This window comes from Kitasatospora phosalacinea (genome assembly GCF_030268885.1).
GTDB classification, from domain to species: domain Bacteria; phylum Actinomycetota; class Actinomycetes; order Streptomycetales; family Streptomycetaceae; genus Kitasatospora; species Kitasatospora phosalacinea_C.
Genome location: NZ_BSSA01000001.1, coordinates 25,869 through 43,362, shown reverse-complemented (window position 1 = coordinate 43,362; position 17,494 = coordinate 25,869). Strand labels below are relative to the sequence as shown.

Genomic DNA, 17,494 nt, shown 5'->3' with positions numbered 1-17,494 from the left:
ACCTGACCGACACCTAGGTACCTGGGAGAAACCACCCTCCGTCGGGGCGCTACTTGCCGAGGCGGGCGGCGTTGGCGGCGCGGCGGGTGAGGACCTCCTGCTGGCGGTCGGCCATCTCGCGCAGGGCGGACCTGCGGGCGCGGGCGGCGAGGCGGTCCAGGTAGAGGCGGCCGTCCAGGTGGTCGCTCTCGTGCTGGAGGCAGCGGGCGAAGTAGCCGCGGCCCTCGATGACGAGGGGGTTGCCGTGCTGGTCCCGGCCGCGGACGACGGCGTGGTCGGGACGGGCGAGCGGGCGGTAGGGGCCGGGGACGGAGAGGCAGCCCTCCGGTTCCTCCAGCAGGCGGCGCCCGGCGGCGGGGGTCTCGTCCAGGACGGGGTTGGCGATGTGGCCGACGTGGCGCACGCCCCAGTCGTCGGTGATGTCCCAGATGAACAGCCGCAGGTCGACGCCGACCTGGTTGGCGGCCAGGCCCGCGCCCTCGGCGACGTGGTTGGTGGCGAACATGTCGTCGATCAGCCGGGCGAGTTCGGGGGTGCCGAAGGCGGTGACGGGGCGGCAGGGGCGGTGCAGGACCTCCTCCCCGACGACGGTGATCCGGCGCACCGCGCCGCGCTCGGTCGCGGGGGCCAGCAGCGGGAACGCGTCGACGGGCTCGCCCTGGACGCGGACCCGGCGGTCGGACGGGGTGTCGGCCATGGCGCGGGCCGCCTTTCGATGGTGGGAGGGGTGACTGACGGCTTGTCATCGGCTTTGCAAAGTAGCATGCTCGGTGAGGTGACCGAAGAGACCGAGATCGAGATCGAGAGCGGGACCGGGACCGAGAGCAGGACCGGGAGCGGGGCGGGGACTGGGGACGGGGAGGCCGCCCGCACCCTGCCGGAGCACCCCGTCCGTCTCGCCCTGCTGGACCTGCTGGCCGAGACCGGCACCCTCACCGCGACCGAGGCCGCCGCCCGGCTCGGGCTCAGTTCCGGGCTGTGCTCCTTCCACCTGCGCCGCCTCGCCGAGCACGGCCTGGTGGAGGAGGCCCCCCGGGGCGGCCGGGGCGGCGGCCGGGCCAGGCCGTGGCGGCTGCGCTGGGGGCCCGTCCCCCCGGCGGGGGGCGCGCCCGAGGAGCAGCCGCAGGCCGTGGACTGGCCCGCCACCTACCGCCGGGACTGCCCCTCGCGGACCGTCGTCGAGCTGCTGGCCGACAAGTGGGTGCTGTACGCCCTGGCGGCGCTGCGCCGCTCCGAACGGCCGCTGCGCTTCAACGAGTTGCGGCGCCTGCTGGACGGCATCACCCAGAAGATGCTGGCCCGGACGCTGCGCGCCCTGGAGCGCGACGGCCTGGTCCGCCGCACCGTCTACCCGACCGTGCCGCCGAGCGTCGAGTACGCGCTGACCGAACTGGGCCTGGAGGCAGGCCGGTTGACAGCCGCGATCGGCGCCTGGTCGGTGCGGCACGCCCCGTCGGTGCACGCCGCCCGCGCCGCGTACGACGCCCGCGCGGCCGCCCCGCCGAAGCCGCTGGGCTGAAGGGCCTGTCAGTGGGCTGTCGGTGGGCGGGGCTACCGTGCCCGGCATGGGCTACGACACCACTTTCACCGGACGGGTCGCCGTCGCACCGCCCCTCAACGCGCACGAGGTCGCGTACCTGCGGAAGTTCGCCCGCACCCGGCGGATGGACCGTGACCGCGGCCCCTACTTCGTCGACGGCACCGGGTTCATGGGGCAGGGCCACGACCCGGACGTCCGGGGCCACAACACGCCCCCGGCGGGCCAGCCCGGCCTGTGGTGCAAGTGGGAGCCCACCGCGGACGGGACCGCGATCGCCTGGAACGGCGCCGAGAAGTTCTACGACGCGGCCGAGTGGATGGCGTACCTGGTGGAGCACTTCCTGCGGCCCGGCGCCCGGGCCGCGGGCGGGCCGGGGTTCGAGGGCTTCACCTTCGACCACGTGCTGGACGGCGTGATCGACGCCCAGGGCGAGGAGCCGGACGACACCTGGCAGTTGGTGGTGCGGGCCAACGAGGTGTCGGTGGCCGTGCCCGGGTAGCCCGCCCCGGCCCAGGACCGACCGGTCGGCCGGCCGACGGGCCGACGGGCCTACCAGGCGCGGCGCAGCGGGGCGGGGTCGCGGAGGTGGGCGACCAGGGCGCGGCGCAGGGCGCGGTCGTGGTCGGTCTCGACCGGGAGGTCGAGTTGGACGATGTCGACGCCCGCGGAGCGCAGCAGGTTGATCCGGGCGGCGACGGTGGCGGGCGAGCCGGTGTAGGCGCCCGCCAGGGAGCGGCGGATGTAGGCGGCGACCTGGGCGGCGGTGGCGCCGGTGTCAGTGGCGCCGGTGTCGGCGGTGCCGCGTTCGCGGTCGCGGTCGAGGGCGACGGCGTCGTGGTAGCGGGCGGCGTCGGGGCCGGTGGCCAGGCGCAGGGCGTCGCGGCGCAGGCGGCGCAGGTGCTGCTGGGCCGCGGTGTCGGTGTCGGCGAGGACGACGGTGACGTGCCGCCAGATCCGCAGGGTGCGGCCGTGCCGGGCGGCGGCGGCGCGGACCTCGGCGATCCGCAGCCGGGTGTCGGGCAGCGGGCGGGGCGGGACGGCGTAGACCTGGGCGTAGCGGGCGGCGAGGTCGACGCCGGCCGGGGAGGAGCCGCCGAAGGAGAGCAGTTCGCTGCCGGGGTGGGGGCGCAGGCCGCTGCGGGCGGCGCGGACGGTGTAGTACTCGCCGTGGTGGTCGAGGTCCTCCTCGGCGGCGAGGTAGCGGGTGAGCAGCGAGAGGTACTCGTCGGCGCGGCGGTAGCGTTCGGCCTTGGGGAGGGTGTCGCCGTCGCGGGCGACGTCGGCGTCGCTGGAGCCGATGATCAGGTGGGCGCTGATCCGTCCGCCGGAGAGCCGGTCGAGGGTGGCGAGGGTGCGGGCGGTGGTGGTGGGCGAGGTGGTGCCGATCCGGTGGGCGGCGGCGATCCGCAGCCGGGTGGTGGCGGCCAGCGCCCAGCCCGCGACGGCCCACGGGTCGGGCCAGGAGGAGGACTGGACGACGAGCGCGGAGTCGAGCCCGTCCTCTTCCAGCTCCCGTGCGGTGCGGGCGATGTGGGCGGGGTCGGCGGTGCGCTCGCGCGGGTCGGGGGCCCAGCGCAGGGCCTGGCGTTCGGCGGGGGTGCGGCCGGCCACGGGGGCGGCGCGGACGCCGCCGCGCAGTTCGAGCTCCATCGGGTCAACTCCGTCGGGGGCATGGGGTGGTGGGCGGGCCGCCGGGCAACGGCGGCCCGCCGCGGGACAGTCGGCCGGGCAGTTCATCGGGCGGCGGGCCCGAGCCGGGCGAGGGTGTCGAGCAGCCGGGTGCGGCTGGTGAACACCTCGGGCGGCAGCGAGACGTACAGCTGGATGGCGGTGACGCCGGGCTGCTGGTAGCGCAGGATCTGTTCGCGGCACTCCTCCGGGGAGCCGTGCAGGAACAGGGTGTCGACCACCTCGTCGGGCAGGGCGCGCTGGGCGCCCTCGTGGTCGCCGTCGGCCCAGCGCTTGTGCGTCTCGGCGAGCAACTCGCCGTTGCCGAGCCACTGGTGGAACTTGCGGTAGGGCTCGCGGTTGAGGATCCAGGCGAGGAAGGGGCGGCTGGCGCGGTGCGCGTACGCGGTGTCCTCGGTCGGGCAGACGAACACCTTGACGACGAGTTCCTTGCCGGGCGGCTGCGGGCCGACCGCGTCCAGCACCTTGGGCAGGTCCTGGGCGCGCAGCAGGTTGGTGATGGCGCCGTCGCCCTCGGTGAAGCCGAGCCGCAGCATGCCGGGGCGCAGCGCGCCGAGGATGACCTTGACCGGGTCGACGGGCGGGTGGGGCAGCCGGTAGCCGGTGATGGAGAAGGTGTCGAAGTCCCCGGCGACGTGTTCGCCGCGCAGCGCGGCGGTGAGGAAGCGCAGCACGTCGCGGGTGCGCTTGAAGGGCTCGTCGAACGGGATGCCGTTGATGTCGGTGACGTGCGCGGGCACGGAGGCGCCGATGCCCAGCAGCACGCCGCCGGAGGAGAGTTGGGCGAGGGTCGCGGCGGTCTGGGCGAGCACGGCGGGCCCGCGGGTGTGCACCGGGACGATGCCGGTGGCGATCCGCAGGTGCGGCGCCCAGGCGGCGGTGGCGGCCAGCGGGGTGAAGGCGTCGGTGCCGCCGCCCTCGGCGCTCCACACGTCGCCGTAGCCGAGGTCGGGGAGCCGTTCGACCAGGAAGCGGTGCCGGTCGATGGTCAGTCCGGGCAGCGGCAGGGTGATGCCCCAGGCGGGCGGCGCGGCGGGCTGGTGGGCGGCGGTCGGGCGGGCGGTGCTCATCGGGGGCCTTTCGGGTCGGCCTGCGGGCGGGGGGTCACTTGGCGACCGACACGGTGGTGAGGTCGAGGAACCAGGACTGCGGCTGGACGAGTCCGTGGACGCTGGGCGCGAGGGCGCGCGGGTTGCGGTCGTTGACCACGAACAGCCAGGGCGCGTCCTCGGTGACCTGCCGCAGCGCGGTGCGGTAGGCCGCCTGCCGGGCGGACCGGTCCGGGTTGGCGGCGGCGGTGGCGATCAGCTCGTCGACCTTGGGGTTGGCGTAGTGGCCGGTCCAGAACGGGCTCTTGGAGCCGACGAACAGCGGCAGCAGCGCCTCGGACTGGAACAGCGTGGTGGACTGGGCGATCGCGTCGGAGCCGAGCGCGACCTCGCCCTTGGCCTCGGCGCCGATCAGGGTGGTCCAGTCGGTGGTGCGGATGTCCACCTTGATGCCGACGGCCGCCAGGTCGCGCTGCAGGGCCTCGGTGATCGGCACCGGCAGCAGGTTGCCGGAGCCGCCGGTGGGCACCGTCACCGAGGTGGAGAACCCGTTCGGGTAACCGGCCTCGGCGAGCAGCTGCCTGGCCTTCGCCGGGTCGTGGCCGTACCGGTCCGCGCCCTGGTCGTACGCGGCGGTGGCGCGCGGCGCGGCCTGGTACGCGGGGTCGGCGGTGCCGTGCAGCAGGTTGCCCGCGATGGCCTGCCGGTCGATGGCGTAGTTGGCGGCCTGCCGGACCCGGACGTCCGCCCACGGGCCCTTGGTGGTGTCCAGGATCCAGTACCAGAGGTGGTCGTAGCTGTTGGAGACGATCTGCGCGCCGTCGGCCTTCAGGCTCTCCAGGTCGTCCGGGTTCGGGTACTCGATCCAGTTGACGCCGCCGGAGCGCAGCGCGGCGGTGCGGGCCGCCGGGTCGGGCAGCGCCTTGACCACGAGGCGCTCCAGCTTGGGGGCGCCGCGCCAGTAGTCCTTGTTGGCGACCAGGTCGACCTGCTGGCCCTCGGTCTGCGAGGCGAAGGCGAACGGGCCGGTGCCGACCGGGTGCTGGGAGAAGTTGGCGCTGCCGGAGGCGCGGACGGCGGTGGGGCTGGCGATCAGCACGTGCGCGAGGTCCTCCGGGAAGTGCCCGTTCGGGCTGGAGGTGACCAGTTCGACGTGGGTGTCGTCGGTCTTGCGGTACGAGGCGATGTCGCCCGCGTACTCCTTGGCGGCGGCGCCGAGCGCGTCGGTGTACTCGGGGCTGGACTTGTCGAGGTAGCGGTGCAGGTTGAACAGCACCGCGTCGGCGTCGAACGCCGTGCCGTCCTGGAACTTGACGCCCTTGCGCAGGGTGAACGTCCAGGTGACCTTGTCCGGGGCGACCTGCCAGGACTCGGCGAGCGCGCCCGTCACCTGCGGCGGCTTGTCGGTGTCCTTGAGCAGCTCGTAGCGGGTCAGACCCTCGTAGATCTGGAAGCTCAGCAGGCGCTTGCCCTCGAAGCCCGCGCCGCCGATCACGGTGTCCAGGTTCGGCAGCTTGCCGGTCGCGCCGATCACCAGCGTCCCGCCGTTGCCGCCACCGCCCGCGGCGTCGCCGCCCGTGGAGGTGGAGGCGCAGGCGGTGGCCGCCAGCAGGACGGCGGCGGTGGCGAGGGCCGCGGCGGGCCCGGCGGTTCTGGAACGGCGGGGGGCGTGCTCGGTCATGTCGGTTCCTCGGTCTTGTCGTTCGGTTCGGTGCTGCGTTCGGTGCTGCGTTCAGGAAGGCGGAGCGCGACGTGCGGGCCGGAGGCGTCCAGCAGGGCGCGGGTGTACGGGTGCGCCGGGGCGGTCCACAGGTGCTCGGTGCGGCCCTGCTCGACCACGCGGCCGGTGCGCAGCACCAGCGTGCGGTGGGCGAAGCGGGCGACCGCGGCGAGGTCGTGGGAGACGAACAGGTAGGCGGTGCCGGTGCGTTCGCGCAGTTCGACCAGCAGGTCGAGCAGCCGCTCCTGGGTGTCGCGGTCCAGCGCGGAGGTCGGCTCGTCGCACACCACCAGGGCCGGTCCGGTCGCCAACGCCCGTGCCACCGCGACGCGTTGCAGCTGTCCGCCGGAGAGCTCCCGGGGGAAGCGGCGGGCCAGCTCCGGGGCGAGGCCGACCTGGCGGAACAACTCGGCGATGCGGTCGGCGTGTTCGCGCCGCGGCACCCGGTGGGCGCGCAGTGCGAAGGCGACGGCCTCGCCCGAGCGCAGCGCCGGGTTCAGCGAGCCGCGGGGGTGCTGCGGCACGAACTGCAGCCGGGCCCGGACGGCCCGGTCGGCGCGGGCCCGCAGCCGGGAGGGGTCGCGGCCCTCGAACGTGACGCTCCCCGCGTCGGGGCGCACCAGGCCGAGCGCGAGCCGCGCCAGCGTCGACTTCCCGGAGCCGGACTCGCCGACCAGCGCGACGCTCTCGCCCGGGTGCACCTCCAGGGTGACGTCGGTGACGGCGGGGCGGTGGGCGTAGCTCTTGGAGACGGCGTCGAGCCGCAGCAGGGCGGTCACTTGGCCGCCTCCCTCTCGGAAGGAACCAGGGGCCCGGGGAACGGCGGGCTCGGGGTTGCGAGGGGTTCACTGCCGGTGCGTGCGGTGGCTTCGGGTTCTGTTCCCGGGCCCGGAGCAGCACGGACTTTCCGCTGGGCTCCGGCCGTCAGCAGCTCGGCCCCGCCGTTCCCCGGGCCCCTGAAGGGGCCACTGCGCAGCTCGGCCCCGCCGTTCCCCGGGCCCCTGACGGGGCTCAGCAGCTCCTCCGCCGGGCCGGTGGCCGTCAGGCGGCCGCCGTCGAGGACGGCGACGGTGTCGCCGATGCGGGCGGCGGCGGAGAGGTCGTGGGTGACCAGGAGGAGGGCGAGGTTGCAGCGGGTGCGGAGGGTGGTGAAGAGGTCGAGGATGCGGGCGCGGACGAGGGTGTCGAGGGCGGTGGTGGGTTCGTCGGCGATGAGGAGTTCGGGGTCGGCGGCGATGGCGAGGGCGATCGCGGCGCGCTGGCGCAGGCCGCCGGAGAGCTCGTGCGGGTAGGCGCCCGCGGCGCGTTCGGGGTCGGGCAGGTCGGCGGCGGCGAGCAGCGGCAGGGCGGCGGCGCGGGCGGCCCGCCGGGTGTCGGCGAGGCCGTGGACGCGGAGGACCTCGGCGAGCTGGGTGCCGATCCGGCGCAGCGGGTCGAGGGTGGCGGAGGGGTCCTGGGGGACGTAGCCGATGCGGCGGCCGCGGACGCGGGTGAGGGCGCGTTCGGGCAGGCCGAGCAGTTCGGTGTCGCCGAGGCGGACGGAGCCGCGGACGGTGGTGCCGCGTCCGGGCAGGTCGAGGACGGTGCGGGCGAGGGTGGTCTTGCCGCTGCCGGAGGCGCCGAGCAGGACGAGGGCGCGCCCGGCGTCGAGGGTGAGCGAGACGTCGTCGACGGCCCGGACGCCGCCGGGGTGGTGGACGGTGAGGTGGTCGATGGTGAGCAGGCTCATCGCGGTGCCTCCGTTCCTTCGCCGAGCCGTCCGCGCAGGGTCTCGCCGAGGGCGTTGAAGGCGACCGAGACGGCGAGGATGACGAGGGCGGGGAGGGCGGCGAGCCAGGGGTGGGTGAACAGGGCGGGGCGGAGTTCGTCGAGCATGGCGCCCCATTCGGGGGTGGGCGGGGGGACGCCGAGGCCGAGGAAGGAGAGTCCGGCGGCGTAGACGATGGCGAGGCCGACCAGGGAGCTGGCGTAGACCAGGACGACGGGGGCGACGACGGGCAGCACCTGGCGCAGGACCAGGGTGGTGCGGGTGGCGCCGCTGACGGTGGCGGCTTCGAGGTACTCGGCGGTGCGGATGCGCCGGGTCTCGGTGAAGGCGACGCGGGCGACGGCGGGGGTGAGGACGACGGACAGCGCGAGGACGGTGGCGCCGAGGCCGGGGGTGAGCAGGGTGGCGACGGCGATGGCGAGCAGGACGCCGGGGAAGGCGTAGAGGACGTCGAGGGTGCGCAGCAGGGCCTGTTCGGTGGCGCGGCCGGTGAGGGCGGCGGTGATGCCGATGAGGGCGCCGGCCAGGGCGGCGACGGCGACGGGCAGCAGGCCCGCGGTGAGGGAGGGGCGGGCGGCCCAGAGCAGGCGGCTGAGCAGGTCGCGTCCCTGGCCGTCGGTGCCGAGCGGGTGGCCGGGGGCGCCGGGGTCGAGGAGCCGGTCGGCGAGGTGTCCGGCGTCGGGGTCGGCGGGGGCGAGCAGGGGTGCGGCGAGGGCGAGCAGGACGGGCAGCAGGGCCGCGGTGGCGGCGAGCGCGGTGCGGGGGTGGCGGATCGTGACCATGGTTCAGCTCCGCACCCGGGGGTCGATGGCGGCGTGGGCGGCGTCGACGAGCAGGTTGACGCCGACGAAGGCGGTGGCGACGAGCAGCACGCCGCCCTGGACGAGCGGCAGGTCGCGGGCGGTGAGCGCGTCGTAGAGCAGGCGGCCGAGGCCGGGCCAGGCGTACAGGGTCTCGACGAAGACCACGCCTTCGAGCAGGTAGGCGAGTTGCAGTCCGCCGATGGTGAGCAGGGCGGGCGAGGCGTTGTGGGCGCAGTGCCGCAGCACGGCGGCGCGGCCGAGGCCGCGGGCGCGCAGTCCGTCGGCGAGCTCGGAGCCGAGGACGGTGGAGAGCGCGGCGCGGTGGACCTTGGCGGTGAGGCCGAGCGGGACGAGGGCGGCGGCGGTGGCGGGCAGCACGAGGTGGCGCAGCAGGTCGCCGGCGCCGCCGGCGCCGAAGGCGTCGTGGGTGCCGCCGGCGGGCAGCAGGCGCCAGTGGACGGCGAAGACGGCGGTGAGCAGCAGGGCGACGGAGTACTGGGGCGCGGAGACGGCGAGGGTGGCGGCGGCTCCGCTGAGGCGCTTGGTCCAGCCGTGCGGGCGCAGCGCGCCGAGGGTGCCGAGCAGGACGCCGCCGAGCAGGACGAGGGCGAAGGCGGCGGCGGTGAGGGTGAGGGTCTGGCCGAGCGCGGGCAGCAGCAGGGCGGCGACCGGGCGCTGGGTGGAGGTGGAGGTGCCGAGGTCGCCGGTGAGGGCGTGGCCGAGCCAGTCGAGGTAGCGGACGGGCAGCGGGCGGTCCAGGCCGATGCGTTCGGCGAGGGCCTGCCGGGCTTCGGCGGGCGCGCCGGGGCCGAGGAACGCGGTGACGGGGTCGCCGGGGACGAGGGCGACGGTGGCGAACACGACGGCGCTCACGCCGAGCAGCGTGGGGACGGCGAGCAGCAGGCGGCGCAGCAGGAAGCGGGTCACGGGGCGGCCGGGTCGGCGGTGGCGGCGGGCATGGTGCGGTGGGTCCTCCGGTTCGGACGGCAGGGGGCGTGGCCGGTGCCGTCGGGGTCGTCCGGACCGAGGCTCGCGGACGGTGCGCGGCGTCAGCCAGCCAGGCGTTCATGCTGTTACCCGTGGTCATAGGAGTGGACGGGGCGGGTAGGGCGGTGGGGGCAACGGGCGGGCGGGGGACCGTCCTTGACCGCCCCTCATCGGCGCAAATAGGATTTCCGTATGGCATATCGGCGGCGCGACTTCACCCTCTGGGGGATCGGCGGCTCGTGGCACCGCAGGTGCTTCGACGAGACCTGTCGCCCCGGCACGGTGCGCCGCCCCCGGTCCTGACCCGACCGGCCCGCGGCGTCCCCCGCCCGTCCTCCGCGGGTCGGCGCCGTCGACGGCGTCGATCCCCCTTTCCCGCGCCCGGGCCCAGGCCCGGACCGCCGCCACCGAGGGGACCGAGATCCGCCATGCACCCGCACCCCGCCGCGCCCTCCCGCCGGGAGGTCCCGTGCCCGCGCTGACCAGCGGCCCCGCCCGGGTGCTGCGCCACCGCGCGCACCCGCAGGACGCCCTGCACACCGAGATCGACAACCCGCTGGACCTGCTGGCCGGGCACCAGCTGCTGGTCGACGCGGCCCGTCCCGCCCCCGAGGCGGCCTGCACCTGCCACCACCCGCTGTGCCCGACCGGCGCCGCGCACCGGCCGGTCGCCACCCGGGTGTTCCTGGTCGAGCGGCACCCGGTGGTCAGCGCGGGGCTGCGCAGCGTCCTGGCGGGCGCCGCCGACCTCGCGGTGGTCGGCTCCTCCGCCGACCCGGCGCACGCCGTCCGCTCGGTCCACCGCACCAGACCGGACCTGGTGCTGCTGGGCCGCGGCGCGACCCTGGACGGCGACCTGGCCACCGTCGCGGCGCTGCGCCGCCCGGACGGGGCGCCGGACGCCCGGGTGCTGCTGCTGCGCCGGGCCGAGACCACCACCGAGGCCAGCCGGATCCTGATGGCGGGCGGCAGCGGCTGCTTCCCGCTCGACCTGCCGCCGGAGCGGATCGTGGACGCCGTCCGGCTGGTCGCGGCCGGGGGCACGCTGTTCCTGCCCGCCCCCGTCCCGGTCCGCCCGCAGCCCGTCGTCCCGGTCGAACTCCCACTGGACCAGACCGGGTTGACCGACCGCGAACGCGAGGTGCTGGCGCAGCTGGCGCTCGGCCTGAGCAACGCCGAGATCGGCCGCCGGCTCGCCCTGGCCGAGGCCACCGTCAAGAAGCACCTCACCCAGGCGATGCGCAAGACCGGCCAGTCCGACCGGCTGCGGGCCGCCCTGTACGCCGTCCGCCACGGCCTGGCCGGCTGAGCCGCGCCCCCGCCGTCCCCGAGGAGCCCGTCCACCCCCGCGGTGGGCGGGCTCCCGGCGTTCCCGGGTGCTCGCGCCGGTCCCGGGGTCGCCCTCCGGGGGCGACGAAGGTCGCCCTCCGCGTAGCCGTTAGGAGCTTCTGGCGGCGGACGGCCGGTCCCTAGCGTGGCAACGACAAGGAGCTGCGGACCGTTGCGGAGGGAGAACACCTGATGGGCGTCGACGGAACGGGACCGGGCCGACCGGTGGTGGTGCTGCCGGTGGAGGCGGCGGACGGCGGGCCCGAGTGGGGGCGTTCGCCCTACCGGTCGATGTCGGAGGCCGAGCGCTCCGCCCTGTGGCGCCAGCGCCTGCACGAGGCCGAGGCGGGGCTGACCCGCTACCTGGTCTCGCTGGACGACCAGCCGCAGCTGGCCGAGTGGTTCGCGCTGCAGGGCGAGATCTTCGCCGACCTGCCGGAGGAGTCCGCGCCGTCCGCGCAGTGGCAGCGGCTGTTCTTCCGCGGCCAGGCGCTGATGGAGCGCTTCCTGGTGCGCCGCTACGGCGAGCAGGTGCTGGCGGCGTGGGCGGCGTCCAACGCCGAGGTGCACCGCACCGTCGAGCCGGACCACGGCCGGGGCGCCGCCGACCCGATCCACCGGATCGCCCGGCAGGCCGAACTGTACGGCTCCGAGTACGAGTTCGACGACGAGCGGCCGCCCGGCCGGGAGCACGCCGAACTGACGATCACGCACTGCGCGATCTGGGACTACCGGGAGCAGGCCCGGCGCAGCGGCGTGACCATCACGCTGGCCTCGCCGTGCACGTACTGCACCCACGCGCTGTCGGCGAACATCCGCGCCAAGGGCTTCCGTCCGGCGTACCGGCTGCAGTCCGGTCCGACCGGCCACGGCTGCCACTGGGAGGCGAGCGCCGTGACCGAAGGCACCGAGGAAGGGACGGGGACGCGCTGATGTGCGGAGTGACGGGATGGCTGGACTGGGCGGACGACCTGCGGCTGCGCGCCGAAACGGTCCGCCGGATGACCGGGACGCTCACCTGCCGCGGCCCGGACGCCGACGGGGTGTGGCTGTCGCGGCACGCGGCGCTCGGCCACACCCGGCTCGCGGTGATCGACCTGGACGGCGGCCTGCAGCCGTTCGCCGACGCCGATCCCGCCGGGGCGGTGCTGGCCTACAACGGCGAGCTGTACAACCACCGCGAGCTGCGCGCCGAACTGGAGGCGCACGGGCACGTGTTCCGGACCCGCTCCGACACCGAGGTGGTGCTCCGCGCCCACCTGCAGTGGGGGCACCGGGCCCCGGCCCGGTTCAACGGGATCTACGCGTACGCGCTGTGGGACGCCCGGCGGGAGGAACTCCTGCTGGTGCGCGACCACCTGGGCATCAAGCCGCTGTACTGGCACCGGCACGCCAACGGGGTGCTGTTCGGCTCCGAGCCCAAGGCCGTGCTGGCGAACCCGCTGCTGCCCGCCGAGTTGGACGCCGAGGGGGTCGCCGAACTGTTCGCGCTGCCCGCCGCGCCCAGCGCCGGGCACGGCCTGTTCCGCGGCCTGCACGAGGTCCGCCCCGGCCACCTGGTGCTCGCCACCCGGCACGCGGTGCGCGAACTGCGGTACTGGCAGCTGGAGTCGGCCCCGCACACCGACGACGAGGCCACCACCCGGGCCACCGTGCGGGCGCTGCTCGCCGACGCGGTGGAGCGCCAACTGGTCAGCGACGTCCCGCTGTGCACCCTGCTCTCCGGCGGCGTCGACTCCTCCGCGATCACCGCGCTGGCCGCCGCCGCCCGGGAGCGCCAGGGCCAGGGCAAGATCACCAGCTTCTCGGTGGACTTCCCCGGCAGCGCCGACCGCGCCCCCGACGCCTGGCGCACCAGCCAGGACGCCCCGTACGTGCGGGCCGCCGCCGAGCACATCGGCACCCTGCACACCAGCGTGCTGATCCCCGACGACGACCTGCTGGAGGCCCGCGACGCGGTGCTGCGGGCCCGCGACCGGCCCGGCTGGGGCGAGATGGACGCCTCGCTGCACCTGCTCTTCCGCGAGGTGCGCCGCCGCTCCACCGTCGCGCTCTCCGGCGAGGCCGCCGACGAGGTCTTCGGCGGCTACCCCTACTTCCACGACGCCCCGGCGCTCGCCTCCGGCACCTTCCCCTGGCTGCACGGGCGGACCACCCCGGCCGCGCTGCTGCGCCCGGAGGTGCGCGCCGCGGCCCGGCCCGCCGAGTACACCGAGGCCGCGTACCGCTCCTCGCTGGCCTCGGTGCCCCGGCTGGACGGGGAGGGCGCGGCCGACGCGAAGGTCCGCGAGACCTTCCACCTGGCGCTGACCCGCTGGCTGCCGCCGCTGCTGGACCGGGTCGACCGGGTGTCGATGTCGGTCGGCCTGGAGGTGCGCGTGCCGTTCTGCGACCACCGCCTGGTGGAGTACCTGTGGAACGTGCCGTGGGCCCTGAAGTCGCCCGGCGGCCGCGCCAAGGGCCTGCTGCGCGACGCGGTGCGCGACCTGCTGCCGCCGCAGGTCGCCGAGCGCCCGAAGTCCGGCTACCCGTCCACGCCCGCCGTCCGCTACACCGAGGTCCTCACCGCCCGGGCCCACGAGCTGCTCGCCGACCCGGCCGCCCCGGTCTTCGACCTGGTCGACCGGGAGCTGGTCCGCGCCCACCTCGCCGAGGGCCGCCCGCTGCCGAGCCCGCGCACCGCGCCCAACCCGGTCGGCGGCCTGGACCACCTGGTGCAGGTCGACGAGTGGCTGCGCGCCTACCGGGTGGCGCTGCGGTGAGCGCGCCCGTGCGCAGCGCGGTCACCGCGGACGCGCTGCGGGCCGCCGCCCGGCACTGGCCGACCGGGGTGGCGGTGCTGAGCGCCCGGTGGGGCGGGGAGGAGCACGCCAAGACCGTCTCCTCCTTCAGCACCCTCTCCCTCGACCCGCCGCTGATCGGCGTCGCGCTCTCCCCGCGCAGCCCGCTGGCGGCGGCCGTGCACGGCTCCGGCCGGTTCGCCGTCACCGTCCTGACGGACCGTCAGGAAACGCTGGCCCGCCGCTTCGCGACCCCGGGCGCGGGCCGCAGCACCGGGGCGTTCACCGACCTGCCGGTGCACCCGGAGCCGGTCGGCGGGCCCGTCCCGGCCGGTTCGGCGGCCTGGTTCGAAGCCGAGCTGCACGCCGAACTGCCGGTCGGCGACCACGTGTTGCTGGTCGGCCGGGTGACGGCGGTCGGCGCGGACGGCGGCCGCCCGCTGCTGCACCACGCCGCCCGCTACCGGCTGCTCGGCCCGGAGACCCCGTCCGGTACCCCAACGTCCTTCCCTACCAGAGGAGTCGGCGCATGACCCTGCTGTCCCCGGAGCCCCGCGGCCTGCTCACCGGCGACCGCTACCGGGCCGAACTCGACGACGGCCGCGAGCTGTACCTGGACGGGCAGCGCGTCGCCGACCCGGCCTCCCACCCCGCGTTCCGGCCCGCCGCCGACGAGTTGGCCCGGCTGCTGGACCTCCAGCACGATCCCGAGCACCGCGAGCTGCTGACCTGGAAGGACCCGGACACCGGCCTGCGGCTGGCCCGCGCCTACCAACCGCCCACCAACCTGGAGGAGTTGCGCGTCCAGCGGCGCAGCGCCGAGTTCTGGCACGCCCAGGCGCTCGGCCAGCAGGGGCGCTCCCCGGCGTTCATGGCCTCGATCGCGGTGGGCGTGCACGACTTCCGGCACCGGCTGGCCACCGCCGACCCGCGCTTCGGCGCCAATGCCGAGGCCTGGTACCGGTACTGCGCGCAGAACGACCTGGTGCTGTCGCACGCGCTGGGCGATCCGCAGATCGACCGCTCGGCGAGCCCGCTGGACGACCCGGACCTGGCGCTGCGGGTGCTGGAGGAGAACGAGCGCGGCATCGTGGTGCGCGGCGCCAAGCAGTTGACCACGCTGGCGCCGCTGGCCCACGAGGTGCTGGTGTACCTGTCGGCGTCGTTCACCGACAACCGGGCCGAGAAGTTCGTGGTCTGGTTCGCGCTGCCGCTGAACGCCCCCGGCCTGATCACGCTGGCCCGCGAGCCGCTCGGCGCCGCCCCCTGGGGCCACCGGCACCCGGTCGGCGCCCGGTACGACGAGCAGGACGCGATGCTGTTCTTCGACGACGTCCTGGTGCCGTGGGAGCGGGTGTTCCTGCTGCGCGACGCCGCACTGGCCCGCGAGGGCCTGGGCCGGATCAACGCCTGGAGCGCGTACGTCGGCCACATCCGCTACCGGGAGCGGCTGCGCACCCTGCTGGCCACCGCGACGCTGCTGGCCGAGTCGATCGGCGTCGACGGCTTCCGCAACGTCCAGGAGGACCTGGGCCGGCTCGCCGGGTACGCCGAACTGACCGGCTACTTCCTGGACGCGGCCGAGAACCGCGGCGCGCTCACCGACTCCGGCCTGTTCGCGCCCGGCGACACCTTCGCCTCCCGGGTGTGGTCGGCCGAGGTCGCGGGCGACGCGGTGGAGATCGTCCGCCGGATCGGCGCCTCCGGCCTGCTGATGCAGCCCTCCCCCGGCGACCTCGCCCACCCGAAGCTGCGCCCGCACCTGGAGCGCTACATGCGCGGCCGCGGCACCGACGTGGAGCGCAAGTCCCGGCTGTTCCGCCTCGCCTGGGAGCTGACCGGCGACGGCTTCGGCCAGCGCCAGGACCTGTACGAGTACGTCCACCGCGGCGACCTGGCCCGCAACCGGATCACCGTCTACCACCGCCACGACCAGTCCGAGGCCCGGGCCCGGCTGCTCGCCCTGCTCGACACCCCCGACACCCCCGCCAGCACCGATGACCAGGAGGCCCGCGCGTGAGCCCGTCCACCGTCGAGATCCAGGCCCGCACCCTCGCCGGGTACGCCGACGCCAGCCGCCTGCGCCAGGTCCAGGACCGCGACTGGGTGCTGGACCGCGTCAGCGGCGCCCCCGAGGTGCTGATCGACCTCGGCAGCGGCATCGGCCAGCTGCTGGAGAGCGCCCTGGAGCGCTTCCCCTCGCTGCGGCTGGCCGTCGGCCTGGAGCGCTCCGAGCACCGGATCGCCGAGGCGGGCCACCGACTGGCCCCGTACGGGGAGCGCGCCGAGCTGCACCGGGCCGACCTGACCGCGCCCGAACCGCTGCCGCACCGCGCCCAGGTGATCACCCAGACCTCGGTGCTGCACTGGCTGTACCCGGTCGAGGACCGGGTCTTCGCCTGGGTCGCCGCCCACCTCGCCCCCGGCGGGCGCTTCCTGCTCACCACCTACCACCCGGCCCGCGACGCCCACGGCCTGGGCGGCGAGGACGAGTTGGTGCGCGAGGCGCTCGGCGCGCTCGGCGTCCCGGCCGAGCAGGTGCCCGGGCTGCTCGCCGAGCACGGCGTGCTGCCGATCGCCACCCGCACCCGCACCGTCGACGAGCTGCTCGACGTCCTCGCCCCGCACCTGGCCGTCGCCGGGCACGCCGAGCGGGACGCGGTGGTCACCGTCGACTCCGCCGAGCAGTACGAGCACTTCCACGCCGCGACCTTCGGCGACTACTACGCGCAGGTCCTCCCCGAGGAGCGCCGCGCCGACTTCTACCGGGCCGTCGGCGCGGCCGCCTGGCGGCGGCAGGCCGAACGCGGGCACGTGAGCCACATGCCCGTTCGGCTCTGGGAGTTGGCGCAACGTGAGGAGTTTGTTGCAGGATCCGGAACCGGCCCGCTCCCGGCCTAACCTGGAACCGACGTACCCGAGCACCACCGCGACGAGGAGCGAGCACCGTGTCCACCCCCGCCACCGGCCAGGAACTCGGCGCGTTCCTGCGCGCCCACCGCGAACTCCTCCAGCCCGCCGACGTCGGACTCACCGCCACCGCCCGGCGGCGCACCCCCGGGCTGCGCCGCGAGGAGGTCGCCTCGCTGTCCGGCGTCGGCCTCGCCTGGTACACCTGGCTCGAACAGGGCCGCGTCACCGCCTCCCGGCAGGTCCTGGAGGCGGTGGCCCGCGCCCTGCGGCTGGACGCGGCGGGCCTGCGGCACGCGATGCGGCTGGCCGGCTACCACGAGCCGGTGCCCGCCGACGCCGACCGCAGCGCCGCCGGGCGGCTGGCCGCCTCCGTCCGCCCGATCCTCGACTCCTGGCCCGCCAGCCCCGCCGCCCTGCTCGACCGGCACTTCGACCTGCTGGCCTGGAACGCCGCCTGGAGCGCGCTGTGGGGCGCGCCCGAGCAGGTGCCCGCCGACCGCCGCAACCTGATGTGGCTGCTGGCCGTCGACCGCCGCCTGCGCGAGGTCCTGCACGACTGGGAGCCGCTGGCGATGAACGTCTTCCAGCACTTCCGCGCCCAGGCCGGGCCCGCCCTCGCCGACCCGCGCACCGACGAGCTCTACCGCCGCCTGGACACCGACGCGCCCGAGCTGCGGCACTGGTGGGGCTGCCACTCGGTGGCCGAACTCACCGCCCGCAGCGTCCTGGTGGACCCGCCCGGCCTCGGCCCCGTCCGGCTCACCCTCAGCTCCTTCCACCCGGTCGACGACCCCTCGGCGCTGGTGGTCCTGTTCACCCCGGCCTCCCCCGCCGACGCGGCCCGGATGACCGAGCTGACGGCGGCGGGGGCCGCGGGCGGCGCCGAACTGCTGGCGGCCGGGGCCGGGCGCTGAGC

17 protein-coding genes are annotated in these 17,494 nt (G+C 75.8%); 9 read left to right on the top strand and 8 right to left on the bottom strand.

Going from position 1 to position 17,494, the window contains the following annotated elements; genetic code table 11:
• Window positions 1–49 precede the first annotated feature (49 nt).
• The gene (gene def, locus QSK52_RS00190; RefSeq protein ID WP_285732090.1) at window positions 50–697 is read right to left on the bottom strand and encodes a peptide deformylase; all 648 of its coding nucleotides are present in this window, start codon (window positions 695–697) and stop codon (window positions 50–52) included.
• A 177-nt stretch (window positions 698–874) separates the two neighbouring features.
• Between def and QSK52_RS39415 the strand changes: the two genes are divergently transcribed.
• Together QSK52_RS39415 and QSK52_RS00175 are read left to right on the top strand one after the other, a co-directional pair.
• Window positions 875–1,519, top strand: coding sequence for a winged helix-turn-helix transcriptional regulator (locus tag QSK52_RS39415; protein ID WP_352230261.1), 645 nt, complete (start codon window positions 875–877; stop codon window positions 1,517–1,519).
• Between the two features lie 46 nt (window positions 1,520–1,565).
• Complete coding sequence (locus QSK52_RS00175; protein WP_285732088.1) at window positions 1,566–2,039, top strand: hypothetical protein; 474 nt, start codon at window positions 1,566–1,568, stop codon at window positions 2,037–2,039.
• A 50-nt stretch (window positions 2,040–2,089) separates the two neighbouring features.
• On the opposite strand, the gene QSK52_RS00170 is transcribed toward QSK52_RS00175, so the two are convergent.
• From QSK52_RS00170 to QSK52_RS00140, 7 genes are all read right to left on the bottom strand, one after another.
• Window positions 2,090–3,190 carry an LLM class flavin-dependent oxidoreductase gene (locus QSK52_RS00170; RefSeq protein WP_285732086.1) on the bottom strand — a complete coding sequence of 367 codons (1,101 nt, stop codon included), beginning with the start codon at window positions 3,188–3,190 and terminating at the stop codon, window positions 2,090–2,092.
• 83 nt (window positions 3,191–3,273) lie between these two features.
• A complete protein-coding gene (locus tag QSK52_RS00165; protein WP_285732083.1) occupies window positions 3,274–4,299 on the bottom strand; it encodes an LLM class F420-dependent oxidoreductase in 1,026 nt (341 codons plus the stop codon).
• 34 nt (window positions 4,300–4,333) lie between these two features.
• Window positions 4,334–5,959 (bottom strand): ABC transporter substrate-binding protein, encoded by a 1,626-nt coding sequence (locus QSK52_RS00160; RefSeq protein ID WP_285732081.1) that lies wholly within the window; start codon window positions 5,957–5,959, stop codon window positions 4,334–4,336.
• A complete protein-coding gene (locus QSK52_RS00155; RefSeq protein WP_285732079.1) occupies window positions 5,956–6,777 on the bottom strand; it encodes an ABC transporter ATP-binding protein in 822 nt (273 codons plus the stop codon). Before QSK52_RS00155 ends, QSK52_RS00160 begins: the two co-directional genes overlap by 4 nt.
• Entirely contained in the window at window positions 6,774–7,727 is a 954-nt protein-coding gene (locus QSK52_RS00150) for an ABC transporter ATP-binding protein (protein ID WP_285732077.1), read from the bottom strand. Before QSK52_RS00150 ends, QSK52_RS00155 begins: the two co-directional genes overlap by 4 nt.
• Window positions 7,724–8,548, bottom strand: coding sequence for an ABC transporter permease (locus QSK52_RS00145; RefSeq protein ID WP_285732075.1), 825 nt, complete (start codon window positions 8,546–8,548; stop codon window positions 7,724–7,726). Before QSK52_RS00145 ends, QSK52_RS00150 begins: the two co-directional genes overlap by 4 nt.
• 3 nt (window positions 8,549–8,551) lie before the next feature.
• A complete protein-coding gene (locus QSK52_RS00140) occupies window positions 8,552–9,496 on the bottom strand; it encodes an ABC transporter permease (RefSeq protein ID WP_285732073.1) in 945 nt (314 codons plus the stop codon).
• 529 nt (window positions 9,497–10,025) lie between these two features.
• Between QSK52_RS00140 and QSK52_RS00135 the strand changes: the two genes are divergently transcribed.
• From QSK52_RS00135 to QSK52_RS00105, 7 genes are all read left to right on the top strand, one after another.
• Window positions 10,026–10,865 carry a response regulator transcription factor gene (locus tag QSK52_RS00135; protein ID WP_285732071.1) on the top strand — a complete coding sequence of 280 codons (840 nt, stop codon included), beginning with the start codon at window positions 10,026–10,028 and terminating at the stop codon, window positions 10,863–10,865.
• A 212-nt stretch (window positions 10,866–11,077) separates the two neighbouring features.
• Window positions 11,078–11,818: a hypothetical protein gene (locus tag QSK52_RS00130; RefSeq protein ID WP_285732068.1), complete on the top strand. Its 741-nt coding sequence runs from the start codon at window positions 11,078–11,080 to the stop codon at window positions 11,816–11,818.
• Window positions 11,818–13,647: an asparagine synthase (glutamine-hydrolyzing) gene (asnB, locus tag QSK52_RS00125; protein WP_285732065.1), complete on the top strand. Its 1,830-nt coding sequence runs from the start codon at window positions 11,818–11,820 to the stop codon at window positions 13,645–13,647. Before QSK52_RS00130 ends, asnB begins: the two co-directional genes overlap by 1 nt.
• Window positions 13,644–14,198, top strand: a complete 555-nt coding sequence (locus tag QSK52_RS00120) for a flavin reductase family protein (protein ID WP_285732063.1) — start codon at window positions 13,644–13,646, stop codon at window positions 14,196–14,198. The genes asnB and QSK52_RS00120 overlap by 4 nt, the downstream gene beginning before the upstream one ends.
• Window positions 14,195–15,685 carry a 4-hydroxyphenylacetate 3-hydroxylase N-terminal domain-containing protein gene (locus tag QSK52_RS00115; RefSeq protein ID WP_285732061.1) on the top strand — a complete coding sequence of 497 codons (1,491 nt, stop codon included), beginning with the start codon at window positions 14,195–14,197 and terminating at the stop codon, window positions 15,683–15,685. Before QSK52_RS00120 ends, QSK52_RS00115 begins: the two co-directional genes overlap by 4 nt.
• The gene (locus QSK52_RS00110; protein ID WP_285732059.1) at window positions 15,682–16,566 is read left to right on the top strand and encodes a methyltransferase; all 885 of its coding nucleotides are present in this window, start codon (window positions 15,682–15,684) and stop codon (window positions 16,564–16,566) included. The genes QSK52_RS00115 and QSK52_RS00110 overlap by 4 nt, the downstream gene beginning before the upstream one ends.
• 47 nt (window positions 16,567–16,613) lie before the next feature.
• The gene (locus QSK52_RS00105; RefSeq protein ID WP_285732057.1) at window positions 16,614–17,492 is read left to right on the top strand and encodes a helix-turn-helix domain-containing protein; all 879 of its coding nucleotides are present in this window, start codon (window positions 16,614–16,616) and stop codon (window positions 17,490–17,492) included.
• Window positions 17,493–17,494: the final 2 nt, after the last annotated feature.

Coding starts and splice junctions, on each gene's coding strand:
- QSK52_RS00130 (WP_285732068.1), top strand. CDS start 11,078: ATGGGCGTCGACGGAACGGGACCGGGCCGACCGGTGGTGGTGCTGCCG.
- QSK52_RS00145 (WP_285732075.1), bottom strand. CDS start 8,548: ATGGTCACGATCCGCCACCCCCGCACCGCGCTCGCCGCCACCGCGGCC.
- QSK52_RS00150 (WP_285732077.1), bottom strand. CDS start 7,727: ATGAGCCTGCTCACCATCGACCACCTCACCGTCCACCACCCCGGCGGC.
- QSK52_RS00175 (WP_285732088.1), top strand. CDS start 1,566: ATGGGCTACGACACCACTTTCACCGGACGGGTCGCCGTCGCACCGCCC.
- asnB (WP_285732065.1), top strand. CDS start 11,818: ATGTGCGGAGTGACGGGATGGCTGGACTGGGCGGACGACCTGCGGCTG.
- QSK52_RS00115 (WP_285732061.1), top strand. CDS start 14,195: ATGACCCTGCTGTCCCCGGAGCCCCGCGGCCTGCTCACCGGCGACCGC.
- QSK52_RS00165 (WP_285732083.1), bottom strand. CDS start 4,299: ATGAGCACCGCCCGCCCGACCGCCGCCCACCAGCCCGCCGCGCCGCCC.
- QSK52_RS00170 (WP_285732086.1), bottom strand. CDS start 3,190: ATGGAGCTCGAACTGCGCGGCGGCGTCCGCGCCGCCCCCGTGGCCGGC.
- def (WP_285732090.1), bottom strand. CDS start 697: ATGGCCGACACCCCGTCCGACCGCCGGGTCCGCGTCCAGGGCGAGCCC.
- QSK52_RS00160 (WP_285732081.1), bottom strand. CDS start 5,959: ATGACCGAGCACGCCCCCCGCCGTTCCAGAACCGCCGGGCCCGCCGCG.